Origin of the sequence: Candidatus Pantoea soli (assembly GCF_007833795.1) — a bacterium.
Taxonomy (GTDB): Bacteria; Pseudomonadota; Gammaproteobacteria; order Enterobacterales; family Enterobacteriaceae; genus Pantoea; species Pantoea soli.
Map to the genome: position 1 here is coordinate 3,648,405 of NZ_CP032702.1, position 16,200 is coordinate 3,664,604.

Annotated in this window: 19 protein-coding genes; 12 read left to right on the top strand and 7 right to left on the bottom strand. The window is 58.1% G+C overall.

Annotated elements, in window-relative coordinates:
• The first annotated feature begins 148 nt into the window (after positions 1-148).
• The 8 genes from D8B20_RS16925 to coaD all read left to right on the top strand — a co-directional run bounded on the left by D8B20_RS16925 (position 149) and on the right by coaD (position 8,311).
• The gene (locus D8B20_RS16925; RefSeq protein WP_145890635.1) at positions 149-1,273 is read left to right on the top strand and encodes a glycosyltransferase; all 1,125 of its coding nucleotides are present in this window, start codon (positions 149-151) and stop codon (positions 1,271-1,273) included.
• Between the two features lie 44 nt (positions 1,274-1,317).
• Positions 1,318-2,427, top strand: a complete 1,110-nt coding sequence (locus D8B20_RS16930; RefSeq protein ID WP_145890145.1) for a glycosyltransferase family 9 protein — start codon at positions 1,318-1,320, stop codon at positions 2,425-2,427.
• Between the two features lie 47 nt (positions 2,428-2,474).
• Positions 2,475-3,425 (top strand): glycosyltransferase, encoded by a 951-nt coding sequence (locus D8B20_RS16935; protein WP_261388103.1) that lies wholly within the window; start codon positions 2,475-2,477, stop codon positions 3,423-3,425.
• Between the two features lie 73 nt (positions 3,426-3,498).
• Positions 3,499-4,575 (top strand): putative lipopolysaccharide heptosyltransferase III, encoded by a 1,077-nt coding sequence (gene rfaQ / locus D8B20_RS16940; RefSeq protein WP_145890149.1) that lies wholly within the window; start codon positions 3,499-3,501, stop codon positions 4,573-4,575.
• Entirely contained in the window at positions 4,568-5,689 is a 1,122-nt protein-coding gene (locus D8B20_RS16945) for a glycosyltransferase family 4 protein (RefSeq protein ID WP_145890151.1), read from the top strand. Before rfaQ ends, D8B20_RS16945 begins: the two co-directional genes overlap by 8 nt.
• 85 nt (positions 5,690-5,774) lie before the next feature.
• Positions 5,775-7,049: a lipid IV(A) 3-deoxy-D-manno-octulosonic acid transferase gene (waaA, locus tag D8B20_RS16950; RefSeq protein ID WP_145890153.1), complete on the top strand. Its 1,275-nt coding sequence runs from the start codon at positions 5,775-5,777 to the stop codon at positions 7,047-7,049.
• Positions 7,050-7,052: 3 nt separating this feature from the next.
• On the top strand, positions 7,053-7,829 hold the full coding sequence (locus tag D8B20_RS16955) for a glycosyltransferase family 2 protein (RefSeq protein ID WP_145890155.1): 777 nt from the start codon (positions 7,053-7,055) through the stop codon (positions 7,827-7,829).
• On the top strand, positions 7,826-8,311 hold the full coding sequence (gene coaD / locus D8B20_RS16960) for a pantetheine-phosphate adenylyltransferase (RefSeq protein WP_145890157.1): 486 nt from the start codon (positions 7,826-7,828) through the stop codon (positions 8,309-8,311). Before D8B20_RS16955 ends, coaD begins: the two co-directional genes overlap by 4 nt.
• On the opposite strand, the gene mutM is transcribed toward coaD, so the two are convergent.
• The 4 genes from mutM to radC all read right to left on the bottom strand — a co-directional run bounded on the left by mutM (position 8,312) and on the right by radC (position 10,506).
• Positions 8,312-9,121: a bifunctional DNA-formamidopyrimidine glycosylase/DNA-(apurinic or apyrimidinic site) lyase gene (mutM, locus tag D8B20_RS16965; RefSeq protein WP_145890159.1), complete on the bottom strand. Its 810-nt coding sequence runs from the start codon at positions 9,119-9,121 to the stop codon at positions 8,312-8,314.
• Between the two features lie 70 nt (positions 9,122-9,191).
• The gene (rpmG, locus tag D8B20_RS16970; RefSeq protein WP_001051798.1) at positions 9,192-9,359 is read right to left on the bottom strand and encodes a 50S ribosomal protein L33; all 168 of its coding nucleotides are present in this window, start codon (positions 9,357-9,359) and stop codon (positions 9,192-9,194) included.
• An 11-nt stretch (positions 9,360-9,370) separates the two neighbouring features.
• Complete coding sequence (gene rpmB, locus D8B20_RS16975) at positions 9,371-9,607, bottom strand: 50S ribosomal protein L28 (protein ID WP_013511031.1); 237 nt, start codon at positions 9,605-9,607, stop codon at positions 9,371-9,373.
• A gap of 242 nt (positions 9,608-9,849) precedes the next feature.
• A complete protein-coding gene (gene radC, locus D8B20_RS16980; RefSeq protein ID WP_145890161.1) occupies positions 9,850-10,506 on the bottom strand; it encodes a RadC family protein in 657 nt (218 codons plus the stop codon).
• A 190-nt stretch (positions 10,507-10,696) separates the two neighbouring features.
• On the opposite strand from radC, the gene coaBC reads away from it, so the two are divergent.
• From coaBC to slmA, 3 genes are all read left to right on the top strand, one after another.
• Positions 10,697-11,917: a bifunctional phosphopantothenoylcysteine decarboxylase/phosphopantothenate--cysteine ligase CoaBC gene (coaBC, locus tag D8B20_RS16985; protein ID WP_145890163.1), complete on the top strand. Its 1,221-nt coding sequence runs from the start codon at positions 10,697-10,699 to the stop codon at positions 11,915-11,917.
• Complete coding sequence (gene dut, locus D8B20_RS16990; RefSeq protein ID WP_145890165.1) at positions 11,895-12,353, top strand: dUTP diphosphatase; 459 nt, start codon at positions 11,895-11,897, stop codon at positions 12,351-12,353. The genes coaBC and dut overlap by 23 nt, the downstream gene beginning before the upstream one ends.
• A gap of 115 nt (positions 12,354-12,468) precedes the next feature.
• Positions 12,469-13,065, top strand: a complete 597-nt coding sequence (gene slmA / locus D8B20_RS16995; protein WP_145890167.1) for a nucleoid occlusion factor SlmA — start codon at positions 12,469-12,471, stop codon at positions 13,063-13,065.
• Positions 13,066-13,127: 62 nt separating this feature from the next.
• On the opposite strand, the gene pyrE is transcribed toward slmA, so the two are convergent.
• From pyrE to D8B20_RS17010, 3 genes are read right to left on the bottom strand one after another with little or no spacing between them, the layout of a single operon-like run.
• Positions 13,128-13,769: an orotate phosphoribosyltransferase gene (gene pyrE, locus D8B20_RS17000; protein ID WP_145890169.1), complete on the bottom strand. Its 642-nt coding sequence runs from the start codon at positions 13,767-13,769 to the stop codon at positions 13,128-13,130.
• 57 nt (positions 13,770-13,826) lie between these two features.
• Entirely contained in the window at positions 13,827-14,543 is a 717-nt protein-coding gene (gene rph, locus D8B20_RS17005; protein ID WP_145890171.1) for a ribonuclease PH, read from the bottom strand.
• Between the two features lie 46 nt (positions 14,544-14,589).
• Entirely contained in the window at positions 14,590-15,045 is a 456-nt protein-coding gene (locus D8B20_RS17010; protein ID WP_261388040.1) for a DUF3574 domain-containing protein, read from the bottom strand.
• A 235-nt stretch (positions 15,046-15,280) separates the two neighbouring features.
• Between D8B20_RS17010 and D8B20_RS17015 the strand changes: the two genes are divergently transcribed.
• Positions 15,281-16,144, top strand: coding sequence for a YicC/YloC family endoribonuclease (locus D8B20_RS17015; protein ID WP_145890174.1), 864 nt, complete (start codon positions 15,281-15,283; stop codon positions 16,142-16,144).
• The last annotated feature ends 56 nt before the right edge of the window (positions 16,145-16,200 follow it).

Genomic DNA, 16,200 nt, shown 5'->3' on the forward strand with positions numbered 1-16,200 from the left:
GCGGCTTTGCGCTTTTATTTCGTTGACGGCTAATCAATAATTAATTGAATAATCTTATTTTAAATCCTGATGATGCCAGGAATGATAGCAGGTAAGTCTTACCGCAGACTGACCACCAGGGGTAAATAACTTGTCCAGACGCATTTTGATGGTGATTGATGGCCTGCCGGGTGGCGGCGCTGAGAAAGTGGTCCTGACGCTGGCTGAAGGCTTTATCAGCCAGGGCCATCAGGTCTCGATCTTTTCGCTGCGTAAAGTCTGTGATTACCCGATTCCGGCCGGCGTGGATTATCAGGTCATTCTCGATCGCTGTTCGGCACCGTGGCGCAAGCTGACGGAGACGATGCGCCGTGCGCGTCTGCTGGACGCCGCTGTGCGTCAGAGCGAAGCGCGTCAGGGTCGGTTCGACCTTGTGCTGTCCCATCTGCATAAAACCGATCGGATTGTCCGGCAGACGCGGTCACTGGACGATCACCGCACCTGGTTTTGCCTGCACGGTGTATTTTCTGCCTCTTATCTGGCGCGCAAACGCGGCTTTTCGCTCTGGCTGAAGCGTCTGAAAATCCGCCATGTTTATCAGCGCCGTCAGATCGTTGGCGTGTCTCAGTATGTGATTGATGACATGGTCCAGCAGGTGGGTGTGCAACCGCTGCGTACAAAGGTGATCCCCAATCCCTTTGATTTTACCCGTATCCACCAGCTGGCGGCCGAGCCCTGTTCGCTGGCTGGCAGCGATTATCTGCTGCACGTCGGACGCTTTCACGAAACCAAACGGCACGATCGCCTGCTGGAAGCTTACGCGCGGAGCGGCATCAGCGCACCGCTGGTGCTGGTGGGTCAGGGAAGTGAAAAGGCGACGCAAAAATTGCGTGAGCGCGCCAGCAAATTAGGCATCGCAGACCGGGTGCGTTTTGAAGGCTTTCACTGCAATCCTTATCCGTGGATCCGCCATGCGCGCCTGCTTATCGTCAGCTCTGACAGCGAAGGATTCGGCAACGTGCTCATCGAAGCCCTGAGCTGCGGCACGCCAGTGGTTAGTACCAACTGCCCTGGCGGCCCGCGCACGATTCTGAGCGGCGATCTGGCGCGCGGCCTGGCGGAAATGAATGCCGCTTCGCTGGCGGCGAAAATGCAGGAAATCTATGCCCGCCCGCCTGAGTTGCACGATCTGGACTTAAGCATTTATAGTTTGAGCGTTATTTGCCAGCAATACCTGCAGTTACCTCAGGTTGCAGAAGCCTCCTTCTTAACGGCACAACACGTTTCAGATTAACAGGTCTCCCGATATCGGTGTGACCGAATCACAGGGACCGATCATTGACGTATGTAATGCTTTTTATCCTGTTTTCCCCGGTGAAATGGGTCATGAAGTTTTTCCATGGCCGCACGGGGAAAAACCTGGTGATCCAGACCGCCAAAATCGGCGATTTCATTAATATCACGCCGCTGCTCGCCCATCTGGGCAAGAGCGATGCGCTGCTGAGCTACAGCGTGGCTCCGCTGGCCACACGTGATGCCTCCCTGGAACATATCTGGTATATCGAAGACCACCGCTCCGGGCTGATGAAAAAGCTCAGACTGGTGTGGCAGCTGCTCAACCGTTACGACAATATCTATCTGCTGCATCCTACCAATCTCAACCTGTTCATTGCCGCCTGCTGCAACGCCAGCAACAAACAGTTTCTGTCCAGCTACCGGCGTAAAGGGTATCAGGGGCTGTTTTATCTCACTGCCAGCGGCGTGGTGCAGCATGAAAAGAACACCTTAACGCTGGAAAACTATCTGAAGCTGGCGGACCGTTCGTTCACTAAAGAGAGCTATCCCAAGCATGCCACCCTGCCCCTGTGGCAGCCGGAGACGCTGCCGCCGGAGATCTTCCAGCACCCGGGTCTCCGCATCGGTATCAGCGTGACAGCCGGTAATCAGGCAAAAACCATTCCGCCGGCCATCTGGAAACGGCTGTTTGATCACCTGGACGACCTGCCCTGCACCTTTTTTGCCTTCGGCGCACCGAATGAACAATCCCGGGTGCAGGAGTTAATTAAGATGACGGGCCAGCGCGACAATCTGGTGAGCCTGGTGGGGAAAATTCCGCTGGAAGCGCTGCCCGCTGCGATAGCGGAAATGGATTTCTATATCGCGTCAGATTCCGGGAACGTCTATATTGCGGATGCACAGCAGGTTCCGGTGATACTGATTTATGGTCCCTGCTGCGTTGAGGAGCAAAGGCCATTGGGCGATGTGCTGCTGATTGGGCCTAATCATATTGCCCCCTCCTCTTTTGTCTTTGCTGCTCAGTACAAGTTTGCTCATCCGGTTGAACAGCTGTTTGAACTGGATCAGCGCAAGCTCGATGATATTCATGATTTTATTCGCGCCCGGCAGCAGCAGCGGCTGGCACGACGGAACAACGAATCCTTACCATGACACTGCAGTCCGATAGCGCTTCACCTTTACTCAGCCTGATTATTCCCATGTTTAATGCCGGCGATGATTTCACCGCCTGCATAGAGGCGCTGCTGGCGCAAACCCTGACCTCTCTGGAAATCATCATCGTGGATGACGGTTCCACCGACGGCTCCGGGGCCCGCGCCGATGCCGTCGCGCAGCAGCACCCGCACGTGAAGGTGATTCATCAGGCGAATGGCGGTGTCTCACGCGCGCGTAACGCCGGGCTGCAGATAGCGCGGGGCAAATATGTCAGCTTCCCGGATGCCGATGACACCATGAAACCGGCGATGTATCAGACGCTGGTAGAGATGGCTGAGCGCGACGATCTTGACGCCGCGCAGTGCAACGCCGAGTGGTTCTTTAAGGCCAGCCAGACCATTAAACCGCTGATTCCGCTGGACCGGCTCACCAGCACTGGCGTGCTGAGCGGTCCGGAATGGCTTAACACCGCGCTGAAAACCCGGCGTTATATGCACGTCGTCTGGCTGGGCATCTACCGTCGCGCCTTGATTGAACAGCTGGGTCTGTTGTTTGAGCCTGGCCTGCATCATCAGGACATTCCCTGGACCACCGAATTTATGCTGAACGCCCGCCGCGTGCGCTATACCGATGCCGTGCTGTACCGCTATTACATGCATGACGCGTCGATCAGCAATCGCAAACGCACCGGCCAGCGCAACGTTGAGTATCAGCGTCACTACCTGAAAATTGCGCGTATGCTGGAGGAGATTAACCAGCGTTACCGCCATCAGGTAACAATCTATCCGTCGTTTCACTATCAGGTAACGCGGGAAGCGCTGAGTGTCTGCCACTCAATTCGTCGGGAACCCGAAGCAGACGCGCGTCAGGCGATGATTGCCGACCTGTTTGAAAGTGGCACCCACAAGCGCATGTTGCGCAACGCGCGGGGCGTACGCCAGTGGTATCAGCTGCTGTTGTGGCTCAGCCGGATTTATCGCTGGCGCAACAAATAAGCACCAGGCCTGGCTTTAACCCCTTCCGGGTTTGCCCTACAATCAGCTCACTGAATTCTGAGATGATTTGAGTATGGCAAGCCCGATTCCAGCCCAGTTCGCACCGCAAAATATTCTGCTGATCAAGCTGCGCCACCATGGCGATATGCTGCTGACCACGCCCGCCATTAACGCCCTGCGCGCCCGTTACCCGCAGGCCAACATCGACGTGCTGCTGTATAAAGAAACCCGCCCGATGCTGGAAGCGCACCCGGCTATTCGGCAGTTGCACATCATTGACCGCAACTGGAAAAAAGCGGGCGGCTGGCAGAAGTTTCGTCATGAGCTGGCACTGGTCACCGCAGTGCGCGCCTGCCATTACGATGTAGTGATTAACCTGGCCGACCAGTGGCGCAGTGCCATTATCACCGGCTTATCGGGTGCGCCGGTACGCATCGGTTTTGCCTTCAATAAACGCAATAACGCCTTCTGGCGCGCCTGCCATAACTACCGCGTTTCTACGGCACAGCATGGGCAGCTGCATACCGTGGAGCAAAACATGGCCGCGCTGCAGCCGCTGGGCATAGCGGCGGCGGGGGCCAGAGCGTCGATGCATTTCAGCGCCGCCGACCAGCAGAAAGTGCAGCAGATGTTAACCGCAGCGCACGTCAACGGCCCGTTTGTCGTCGTGCAGCCAACGTCGCGCTGGGTGTTCAAGTGCTGGGAAGATGAGAAAGTGGCGCAGCTGATAGAAGCCCTGACGGCAGACGGTCGTACCGTGGTGCTGACCGCCGCGCCCGATCAGAAAGAGCTGGCGATGATCAGCCATATCCAGTCGCTGTGCCGCAGCCAGAATGTGGTGTCGCTGGCCGGCGAGCTGTCGCTGCCACAGCTCGCCGCCCTGATCGATGCCGCCCGGCTCTTTATCGGCGTGGATTCTGCGCCGATGCACATGGCCGCCGCACTGGAAACGCCCTGCCTGGCGCTGTTTGGCCCGACCAAGCTGCAGCACTGGCGGCCGTGGGGCGAAAACAACCGGGTAATCTGGGCTGGCGATTATGCCCCGCTGCCGTCACCGGATTCGATTGATACGAAAACTGAACAACGCTACCTGTCGGCCATCCCGGTTGCGGATGTGATTGCCGCGGCAAGGAATTTTTTGCATGACTAAATTACGTCTGGCGATTGTCCGGCAGAAATACCGCCCGGACGGCGGTGCCGAGCGGTTTATTTCACGTGCGCTTGAGGCGCTCGACAGCGATCAGCTTGATCTCAATATCATTACCCGCAGCTGGCAGGGCACGCCGAATCCGGCCTGGCACCTGCACATCTGTAATCCGGCGAAATGGGGCCGTATTTCCCGCGAGCGCGGTTTCGCCCGCGCGGCGCGCGCCTGCTGGGAGCGCGAGCAGTTCGATATTGTGCAGAGCCATGAACGCATCGCCGGCTGCGATATTTTCCGTGCCGGTGACGGCGTGCATCGCGTCTGGCTGGAACAGCGCGCGCGCATTGTCTCTCCGTGGCAGCGCCTCAGCCCTTATCACCGCTATGTGCTGCAGGCAGAAGCAGAGATGTTTAACGCGCCCACGCTGAAAGCGGTGATCTGTAATTCAGAGATGGTGAAACAGGATATTCTGCGTCACTTCTCGCTGGATGCCGGCAGGATTCATGTCATTCACAACGCGATCGACAGCTCGCGTTTCCAGCCGGCCACCGATGCGCTGCGTCAGGCTGCGCGTCAGCAACTGACGCTGCCGCAGGCGGCGACAGTGATGATTTATGTCGGCTCCGGCTTTGAGCGCAAAGGGCTGAAGGCCGCCATTGAAGCCGTTGCCCGCAGCGACCGCTACCTGATTGTCGTCGGTCAGGACAAACATCTGTCGCGCTATCAGCAGCTGGCCAGCCAGCTCAACTGCTCTGACAGGTTACGCTTCGTGGGCGTGCAGCAGGATGTGCAGCCGTTCTACCATGCCGCCGATGCGCTGCTGCTGCCGACGCTGTACGATCCGTTCCCGAATGTGGTGCTGGAAGCCATGGCGTGCGGCCTGCCGGTGATCACCAGTACCGGCTGCGGTGGGGCGGAATTTATCACTGCTGGTCAGGAAGGCTTTGTCTGCGATGCGCTGGATATCAGGGCGTTAAGCGAAGCCGTCAACGCCATACCGCCACTTTCACGGGATTCCGCGATGGGCGAGGCGGCACGACGCAGAATTCTGCCTTTTGGACCGCAGCGGCTGGCACAGTCACTGACATCGCTCTATCAGCAGGTGCTGAACACCCGCTGACGAAGTGGTATGAGCAGGCGGCTGATTTCTGTTAATATGCCGCCTTTCATGTGTTTTTTGACGCGATTGTGTCGTAACGATAACTATGACGACTCTCTACACAGCCCTGCTCTACCTGATTCAGCCACTCATCTGGCTGCGCCTGTGGCTGCGCGGTCGAAAAGCACCGGCCTATCGCAAACGCTGGGCGGAACGCTACGGCTACTGCAGCGGAAAAGTGGAACCGCACGGTATTGTGCTGCATTCGGTTTCCGTGGGAGAAACCCTGGCAGCCGTGCCGCTGGTGCGGGCGCTGCGCCATCGTTATCCGACGCTGCCGATCACCGTCACCACCATGACGCCGACCGGCTCCGAGCGCGCGCAGTCCGCGTTCGGCAAAGATGTGCACCACGTTTACCTGCCTTACGACTTGCCCGGCTCCATCAACCGTTTCCTCGACACCGTGAATCCGCGCCTGGTGATCATCATGGAAACCGAGCTGTGGCCCAACATTATCCGTATTCTGCATCAGCGCCAGATTCCGCTGGTGATCGCCAACGCGCGCCTCTCAGAGCGCTCGGCCCGAGGGTATAAAAAACTCGGCGGTTTCATGCGCGATCTGCTGCAGCGCATTACGCTGATTGCCGCGCAGAATGCCGAAGATGGCGACCGTTTTCTCAGCCTCGGGCTGAAACGTTCGCACCTGGCGGTGACCGGCAGCCTCAAATTTGATATTTCCGTCACGCCGGAGCTGGCAGCGCGGGCCGTTACGCTGCGCCGTCAGTGGGCTTCACGCCGCCCGGTGTGGATCGCCACCAGCACCCATGAAGGTGAAGAAGCCATCGTGCTGGACGCCCACCGTCAGCTGCTGCAGCACTTCCCGGATTTGCTGCTGATACTGGTGCCACGTCATCCGGAGCGCTTCAAAGATGCCTGCGATCTGACACAAAAACGCGGTTTCAGCTTCACCCTGCGCAGCAGTGGCGAAATCCCGTCCGGCGCCACCCAGGTGGTGATCGGCGACACTATGGGTGAACTGATGCTGCTTTACGGCATTGCCGATCTGGCGTTTGTCGGCGGCAGCCTGACAGAACGCGGCGGACATAATCCGCTGGAACCGGCAGCGCATGCTATTCCGGTGCTGATGGGGCCGCACACCTGGAACTTCAAAGATATCTGCGCCAAATTACAGCAGGCCGAAGGGCTAATTACCGTCACTGACGCGGCCTCGCTGGAAAAACAGGTCGCCAACCTGCTGCAGGATGATGACTACCGCCGCTATTATGGTCGCCATGCCGTAGAGGTGCTGCATCAGAATCAGGGCGCACTGCAGCGTCTGCTACAGTTACTCGAACCGCATTTACCGCCACGGGCCCATTAACGCATGTCACAACGCCAACGCCTCTCTGTGGTGATGATCGCCAAAAACGAAGCGGAACTGCTGCCGGAGGCGCTGGACTCGGTCAGCTGGGCCGATGAAATTGTGCTGCTGGATGCCGGCAGCCGCGACGCCACTGCAGACGTGGCGCGCGCGCACGGTGCTCAGGTCTATCAGGCCGATGCCTGGGCTGGCTTTGGCAGGCAGCGCCAGCGCGCGCAGGCGTTTGCCACCGGCGATATGATCCTGATGCTCGACGCCGATGAGCGCGTCACGCCTGAACTGCGCCGCGCCATTGAGCAGGTGCTGGTGCAGCCCCCGTCCGACACGGTCTACAGCCTGGGCCGCAGCAATCTGTTTCTGGGCCGCTTTATGCGCCACAGCGGCTGGTATCCGGACCGCGTCATGCGCCTTTATCCGCGCCATCTCAGCTACAACGATAATCTGGTGCATGAATCTCTGGAGACGCAGGGCGCACCGGTGGTGGCGCTGACCGGGGATTTACAGCATCTGACCTGTCGCGATTTGATCGCTTTCCAGCGCAAGCAGATGAATTATGCGGAAGCCTGGGCGCAGGAGCGTTTTCAGCGCGGCAAACAGTGTGGTCTGTTCTCGATTTTCAGCCATACGGCAGGCGCGTTTCTTAAGACGCTGCTGCTGCGTGCGGGTTTCCTTGATGGCAGACAGGGCTGGATTCTGGCGGTGGTCAATGCGCAATACACCTTCAATAAATATGCGGCGCTGTGGGCGCTGCACCACACGGTAAAACAGGGTCGCGTATGAGCACAAAAGCGATTTATCCCGGTACGTTTGATCCCATTACGCTGGGCCATCTGGATATTGTTACCCGGGCGGCGCAGATGTTCGACCGCATTGTGCTGGCCATCGCCGCCAGCCCCAGCAAAAAGCCGCTGTTCAGTCTGGATGAACGCGTGGATTTGGCGCGCCAGGTCACCGCGCATCTGGCCAATGTCGAGGTAGTGGGATTCAGCGATCTGATGGCGAACTTTGCCCAGGCGCAGCAGGCCACGGTGCTGGTGCGCGGCCTGCGCGCGGTATCGGATTTCGAATATGAAATGCAGCTGGCGCACATGAACCGCCACCTGATGCCCACGCTGGAGAGCGTCTTTCTGATGCCGTCTGAAGGCTTTTCGTTCGTCTCTTCGTCGCTGGTAAAAGAGGTGGCGCGTCACCAGGGCGATGTGCAGGCATTTCTGCCTGCTGTTGTTCATCAGGCGCTGCTGGCGAAGCTGGCGCAGCCCTGATCAGTGCTGACAGTGCGGGCACCAGAAGGTGCTGCGCTGGCCGTGTCTGCCGCTGATAATCGGCGTCCCGCAGACGCGGCAGGGTTCACCCGCCCGGCCGTATACCTGCAGCTGCTGAGCAAAGTAGCCCGGTTTACCATCGGTTTGCAGGAAATCCCGCAGGGTGGTGCCGCCCTGCTCAATCGAACGCAACAGCACCGCTTTGATGGTATTTGCCAGCAGTTCCGCTTCGGCTTCGCTCAGGCTCTGCGCCGGACGATCGGGCAGGATCCCGGCGGTAAAAAGCGATTCGCTGGCGTAGATATTGCCAACGCCGACCACCACCTTGTTATCCATCAGCCACTGTTTAATCACCGTGCGCTTGCCGCGAGATTTTTCAAACAGCCACGCCCCGCTGAACGTATCGCTGAGCGGTTCCGGCCCCAGATGCGCCAGCACGCTGCTGCCAGCCAGATCCGGTGCCCACAGCCAGGCGCCAAAGCGACGCGGATCGGTATAGCGCAGCACTTTGCCGTTGCTCATCACTAAATCCACATGGTCATGCTTCGCCGCTGGCTGCTCGCCGGGCAACACGCGCAGGCTGCCGGACATGCCGAGGTGAATGATAATCCAGCCGTGCGGCAGCTCCAGCAACAGGTATTTGGCGCGACGCTGCACGCTGAGCACCGGCTGGTCGCTCAGCGTATGGATTTCATGGGAAACCGGCCAGCGCAGGCGCGGGTTACGCACGATAGCGTGCAGGATGGTTTCACCTGCCAGGTGGGGCTCAATACCGCGTCGGCTGGTTTCTACCTCAGGTAATTCAGGCATCTCATCTCCTCAACGTAGCGCAGAAACAAAAAACCCGGCCGGAGCCGGGTTTTTCGCAAGAACACTAAAATTACTTAATTTTAGCTTCTTTGTAGATCACGTGCTGACGTACAACCGGATCGAACTTTTTCAGTTCCAGTTTCTCAGGTTTAGTACGTTTGTTCTTCGTGGTGGTATAGAAGTGACCTGTACCAGCAGAGGAAACCAGCTTGATCTTCTCACGAATACCTTTAGCCATGATTCAGTTCCTTAGTACTTCTCACCACGGGCGCGGATTTCGGCCAGAACCGTATCGATGCCCTTTTTATCAATAACACGCATACCTTTAGCAGATACACGCAGAGTAACGAAGCGCTTCTCGCTCTCAACCCAGAAACGGTGAGAGTGCAGGTTCGGCAGGAAACGGCGTTTCGTCGCGTTCAATGCGTGGGAACGGTTGTTACCGGTCACCGGACGCTTTCCAGTTACCTGGCAGACTCGTGACATTTCTATTCTCCAAAAATCAAATCAGCTCGAGCTTTAAAAACTAGGTTTTGGCCGCCTCGTCAGGCCTTAGCCCGCCAGGCGAGTTCCATGTGAACCCGCTAAGCTGGCCCAAACGCCAAACCCGAGATTCTCAAAGGTGGCGTAGTATACGCCGCTCAGCCCAAGTGCTCAAGTCCCGAACAAATAAAGATCCCTTCGGATCGCGTAAAAACGCCTCATTTCTGCCCGATTGACACCGGAAATCACAGCCAGCCGCGTTCGGCAAAGGAGGTAAACTCGCCGTGGCCAATCACCAGGTGATCTAACAGGCGAATATTCAGCAGCGCACAGGCCTGCGCCACCTTACCGGTAATTTCACGATCGGCGCGACTGGGTTCTGCCCGCCCGGAGGGGTGATTGTGCGCCAGAATTACTGCGGCGGCGTTGAGCTTCAATGCTTCACGCACGATTTCACGCGGATGTACCTCTACACTGGCTATGGAGCCGGAAAACATCTTCTGTGCCTGTAAGACCCGATGCTGGTTGTCGAGAAACAGCGCCATAAAGATTTCCCGTTCCTGATGCGCCAGCACGCTTTGCAGGTAGTGGCGCGTGACCTGCGGGTTCTCCATCACATTTTCCCGCGCCAGCTGGCTGGCAAAAAAGCGTCGTCCCAGTTCGGCAATCGCATGCAGCTGCGTCAGCTTGGCACTGCCCACGCCTTTGATCTGCGCCAGTTCCTCTTTACTGGCCGTCATAATACGGTACAGCGAGCCGAACTCATTCAGCATCTGTCGTGCCAGTGTCATCACGCTGGTGCCGCAGATACCCGTGCGCAGAAAGATCGCCAGCAGCTCCGCATCGCTCAGCGCTTCCGCCCCCAGCAGCAGCAGTTTTTCCCGTGGTGCCAGTTCCGTCATCGTTGCCTCCTCCCTGCGTTGCGGCGATTCTGCGCCAGTCGCCGCCGCCCCGCCAGCAGCAGAAGGTGAATTCCCGAGCCGGCTCGCAAAGGGCGCAGGCAGTGAAAAGGCGACGCCGGCATTTTGTGATAAAGTTGCGCCTATCTGCCGCGTCTGATGCGGCATTCTGCATTGAGTTGAGGCGAACAACATGATGGGATTAGCCGGAAAAAAAATTCTGCTGGGCGTGAGCGGCGGCATTGCTGCTTACAAAGCGCCGGAACTGGTGCGTCGTCTGCGCGACCGGGGTGCCGAGGTGCGCGTCATGATGACGGAAGCCGCAAAAGCCTTTATCACACCGCTCAGCCTGCAGGCGGTTTCCGGTTATCCGGTGTTTGATGACCTGCTTGACCCGGCGGCCGAAGCCGCCATGGGCCACATCGAGCTGGCTAAATGGGCCGATCTGATTCTGCTGGCCCCGGCCAGCGCAGACCTGATTGCCCGCATTACGGCTGGCATGGCCAACGATCTTGTCACCACGGCCTGTCTGGCCAGCGCTGCCCCACTGGCGATTGTGCCGGCCATGAATCAGCAGATGTATCGCGCGGCGGTAACCCAGGAAAATCTGCAGCGCCTGGCGCAGCGTGGCGTCCTGATCTGGGGCCCGGACAGCGGCAGCCAGGCGTGTGGCGATGTCGGGCCAGGACGTATGCCTGACCCGCTGGCCATTGTGGCGCATGCGCTGGAGTGGGCTGCGCCCGTCAACGATCTGCAACATCTCAATATTATGATCACCGCCGGTCCAACCCGCGAAGCGCTTGACCCGGTGCGGTACATCAGCAACCACAGCTCCGGCAAAATGGGGTATGCCATTGCCGCCGCCGCCGCACAGCGCGGCGCTCACGTCACGCTGATTTCAGGGCCGGTGGCTCTGCCGGTGCCTGCAGGCGTTACGCGCGTGGATGTCACCAGCGCGCTGGAGATGGAAGCCGCGGTGATGGCGCAAATCCGGCAACAACATATTTTCATTGCCAGCGCCGCCGTGGCAGACTACCGCGCGGCGAATATCGCCGCAGAAAAAATCAAAAAACAGGGTGACGACGATAACGTCACGCTACAGCTGGTGAAGAACACGGATATTGTCGCTGGTGTCGCCGCGCTGACCACGCAGCGCCCCTACGTGGTGGGATTTGCTGCCGAAACCCAGAATGTGGAAGAATACGCCCGGCAAAAACGGGTGCGAAAAAATCTGGACCTGATTTGCGCCAATGATGTGGCGCAGGCCGGGCACGGCTTCAATAGCGACACCAATGCTCTTCACCTTTTTTGGCAGGAAGGAGAGAAAGTCTTACCGCTCAGCGATAAGACGCTCCTTGGCCAACAATTAATAGATGAGATTGTCAGCCGTTATGATGAAAAAAATCGACGTTAAAATTCTGGATGCGCGCGTAGGACGCGAATTCCCCCTGCCGGCGTATGCCACCTCCGGCTCAGCCGGTCTGGATCTGCGCGCCTGTCTGGACAGCGCGCTGGAAATTACGCCGGGAATGACCACGCTGGTGCCAACCGGCCTGGCGATTCACATTGCTGATCCGAGCCTCGCGGCGGTGATTCTGCCGCGCTCCGGGCTGGGCCATAAGCACGGTATCGTCCTTGGCAATCTGGTAGGGCTGATTGACTCCGATTACCAGGGCCAGCTGATGGTTTCTGTCTGGAACCGCGGCCAGGAGAGTTTCACGCTGCAACCGGGCGATCGTCTGGCGCAGCTGGTCTTTGTGCCGGTCGTACAAGCCGAGTTTAATCTGGTGGAAGATTTTGACGCCAGCGATCGCGGCGCGGGCGGTTTCGGTCACTCAGGCCGTCAGTAATACGCTCACTTTTCGCTTAGCCATCTTTTTTATTTCCTGTCGCCACGGTCGCTTTGTCTGTGGCAGACGAGGCAGTATTGCCTGTTTTTGAACAATTTCAGGGGTCTTGAAGGTCATGGCAGAAAAAAAAGCCGCGAAACGGAACCGTCGCGAAGAAATTTTACAGGCGCTGGCGCAGATGCTGGAGTCTGGCGATGGCAGCCAGCGCATCACCACCGCCAAGCTGGCGGCCAGCGTGGGCGTATCAGAAGCGGCGTTATACCGGCATTTTCCCAGTAAAACCCGTATGTTTGACAGCCTGATCGAGTTTATTGAAGACAGTCTGATTACCCGCATCAATCTCATCCTGAAAGATGAAAAAGAGACGCTGGTGCGCCTGCGCCTGATTGTGCAGCTGATTCTTGGCTTTGGTGAGCGTAATCCCGGACTGACGCGTATCCTCACCGGCCATGCGCTGATGTTTGAACAGGATCGCCTGCAGGGACGGATTAACCAGCTGTTTGAGCGCATTGAAGTGCAGCTGCGTCAGGTGATGCGCGAGAAGAAAATGCGAGACGGCGAAGGCTTCAGCAACGATGAAGCGCTGCTGGCCAGCCAGCTGCTGGCGTTTTGTGAAGGGCTGTTGTCCCGCTATGTCCGCTCTGAATTCCGCTATCGTCCTACTACGGATTTCGAAAGCCGCTGGCCGCTGATTGCCGCGCAGCTGGTGTAACGAAGCGCGGCAACGCACGCGCCACGGCGGTTTTATGCGGCGCGTAATACGCCGCCGGTGCGTTAAATACCGTACTCGTTGCGATAGGCGCGCACTTTAGCCAGATGGTCGGCCAGTTCCGGTTTCTCTTCCAGATAATCAATCAGCTCACTCAGGGTAATGATCGCGGTGACTTTACATTTATAGTCGCGCTCCACTTCCTGAATGGCTGAAATCTCGCCGCGGCCGCGCTCCTGGCGATCGAGAGAAATCAGCACGCCTGCCAGCGTGGCGTTGTGGGCGCTGATGATATCCATGGATTCACGAATGGCAGTGCCTGCGGTGATAACATCGTCCACCAGCATGACTTTGCCCTGCAGCGGGCTGCCCACCAGCAATCCGCCTTCACCATGATCTTTGGCTTCTTTGCGGTTGAAGCAGTACGGCACGTCGCGGTCATGATGGTCAGCCAGCGCCACAGCCGTGGTGGTCGCAATCGGAATGCCTTTGTAGGCCGGGCCAAACAGCAGATCAAAATCCACGCCGCCATCCACCAGCGCCTGCGCATAGAAACGCCCCAGCAGAGCCAAATCACGGCCGCTGTTGAACAGACCGGCGTTAAAGAAATAAGGACTCTTACGGCCGGATTTCAGGGTGAACTCACCAAATTTCAGCACCCCTTTGTTCAGGGCGAATTCAATAAACTGACGCTGCCAGGCTTTCATTTCTTACTCCTCAACGTTTAAATAAAGAAAAGGCGACTCTGTGGTCGCCTTATTACATCAATTTGCTAATGCGGCTTTCTGTGCCTGAATCAGCTGCTCAATGCCGCCTCGCGCCAGCGCCAGCAGCTGCAGCAACTCATCATGGCTGAACGGCTCACCTTCCGCCGTGCCCTGCACTTCAATCATGCGGCCATCTTCCGTCATCACGACGTTCATGTCGGTTTCGGCGGCGGAATCTTCGGTATATTCCAGATCGCACACAGCAACGCCACCGACAATGCCCACGGAGATGGCAGCGACCATGCCTTTCATCGGACTGGCTTTTAATTTGCCAGCGGCCACCAGCGCATTCAGCGCATCGGCCAGCGCCACGCAGGCACCGGTGATGGAGGCCGTACGGGTGCCGCCATCAGCCTGAATGACATCGCAATCCAGCGTAATGGTATATTCACCCAGCGCGTTGAGATCGACGGCGGCACGCAGTGAACGGGCGATAAGGCGCTGAATCTCCAGCGTTCGTCCGCCCTGTTTGCCTTTGGCGGCTTCACGCGCCATGCGGCTGTGGGTAGAACGCGGCAGCATGCCATATTCTGCGGTCACCCAGCCCTGACCTTTGCCTTTCAGAAAACGCGGTACGCCTTCCTCGACAGTAGCGGTGCACAGCACTTTGGTTTCACCAAACTCGACAAGGACCGAGCCTTCCGCATGTTTGGTGTAGTGGCGAGTGAGGGTGACGGGACGCACTTCAGAAGTGCTACGGCCTGCTGGACGCATGGTTTCTCTCCGGCTTGCTTGAGTTTGGCTGCGCATTATACGGACTTCACGCGCGGCTGTCCTGCCCCTGTGCACTGGCCCGAAGCGAGCCACACACCAGCGTATCCACACGCATCACGTCGGGCTGTGCAAACCGGCGCTGATAAAGGACGCGCAGCGTATCTATACGTTCGGAGCTGGCGCGATCCGGCGGATGAACGATCACCAGCGCTTGACGGGTTTCGTGTTGCGCCATCCCCTGATAGAGGGTGTAGCGGCCGGCAAACTGCGGCGCCACTTCCTGCGCTTCAAACTGCTGCCATGCGCTTGCACTCACCGGCGCACCGTCAGCCCGCGTCATGGTCAGCCATAGCGTGGTTTGCATCATGATCTCGCCGCTGCCGCACACCGCAACCGGCGCATTGTGGGGTGGAATTTGCTGGAGCGGTGGCGCGGAAGGCGCCTGGCATCCGGCCAGTAATAGCGCAAAGCCTGACGGCAGCGCCAGTTTTCTCAACATCATTATCTCTGCGGGTCAGGTTTTCTCTTTCTGTCATCATAGAAGTCCGCAGGCCATTCCGTCACCCTTTTCATCGCTTATCTCTGCAGGACTGACGCGCCACCGCGGCGGGCCGCGGTTTGCCTTCTCCGGCACGCGGAGGGCGTGCGCGCCGCGCGGCCGGCAAAACGTTATGCCTATCATGGCCCGGCGGGCGCCGCTATAATCCGGTAAACATTCCTGAAATGAGTACACGCTTATGATCCGCAGTATGACCGCCTACGCCCGTCGCGAAATAAAAGGCAGCTGGGGCAGCGCCGCCTGGGAGCTGCGTTCGGTAAACCAGCGCTATCTGGAAACCTATATTCGCCTGCCTGAGCAGTTTCGCAGCCTTGAGCCGGTGATTCGCGAACGCATTCGTCATCGCCTGACGCGCGGTAAAATTGAATGCAACCTGCGTTTTGATGCTGACGCCAGCGCACAGGGCGAACTGCAGCTGAATGAATCGCTGGCAAAACAGCTGGTGCAGGCGGCGAACTGGGTCAAAATGCAGAGCGACGAAGGCGCGATCAATCCGCTGGATATTCTGCGCTGGCCGGGCGTGATGACTGCGCAGGAGCAGGATCTGGATGCGATTAACGCCGAGCTGCTTTCCGCCCTGGACGGCGCGCTGGATGACTTTATCGTGGCGCGTGAAAGCGAGGGCAACGCACTGAAGGCGCTGATTGAGCAGCGTCTGGCCGGTGTGACAGAGGAAGTACGCAAAGTGCGTGCGCAGATGCCGGAAGTGCTGAAGTGGCAGCGCGAGCGTCTGGTGAGCAAGCTGGAAGAGGCTGAAGTGCAGCTGGAAAACAATCGCCTGGAGCAGGAACTGGTGATGATGGCACAGCGTATCGACGTCGCCGAAGAGCTGGACCGCCTGGATGCGCATGTTAAAGAGACCTATAACATCCTGAAAAAGAAAGAAGCCGTTGGCCGCCGCCTCGACTTTATGATGCAGGAATTCAACCGCGAATCCAATACGCTGGCTTCCAAATCGATCAACGCTGATATTACCGCTTCCGCCATTGAGCTGAAGGTGCTGATTGAGCAGATGCGCGAGCAGATTCAGAATATTGAGTAACGCTTCACGCGATCTCGCGTTGTCTCACTAAGTCTCGTCAGGATAAAAAGGCCATT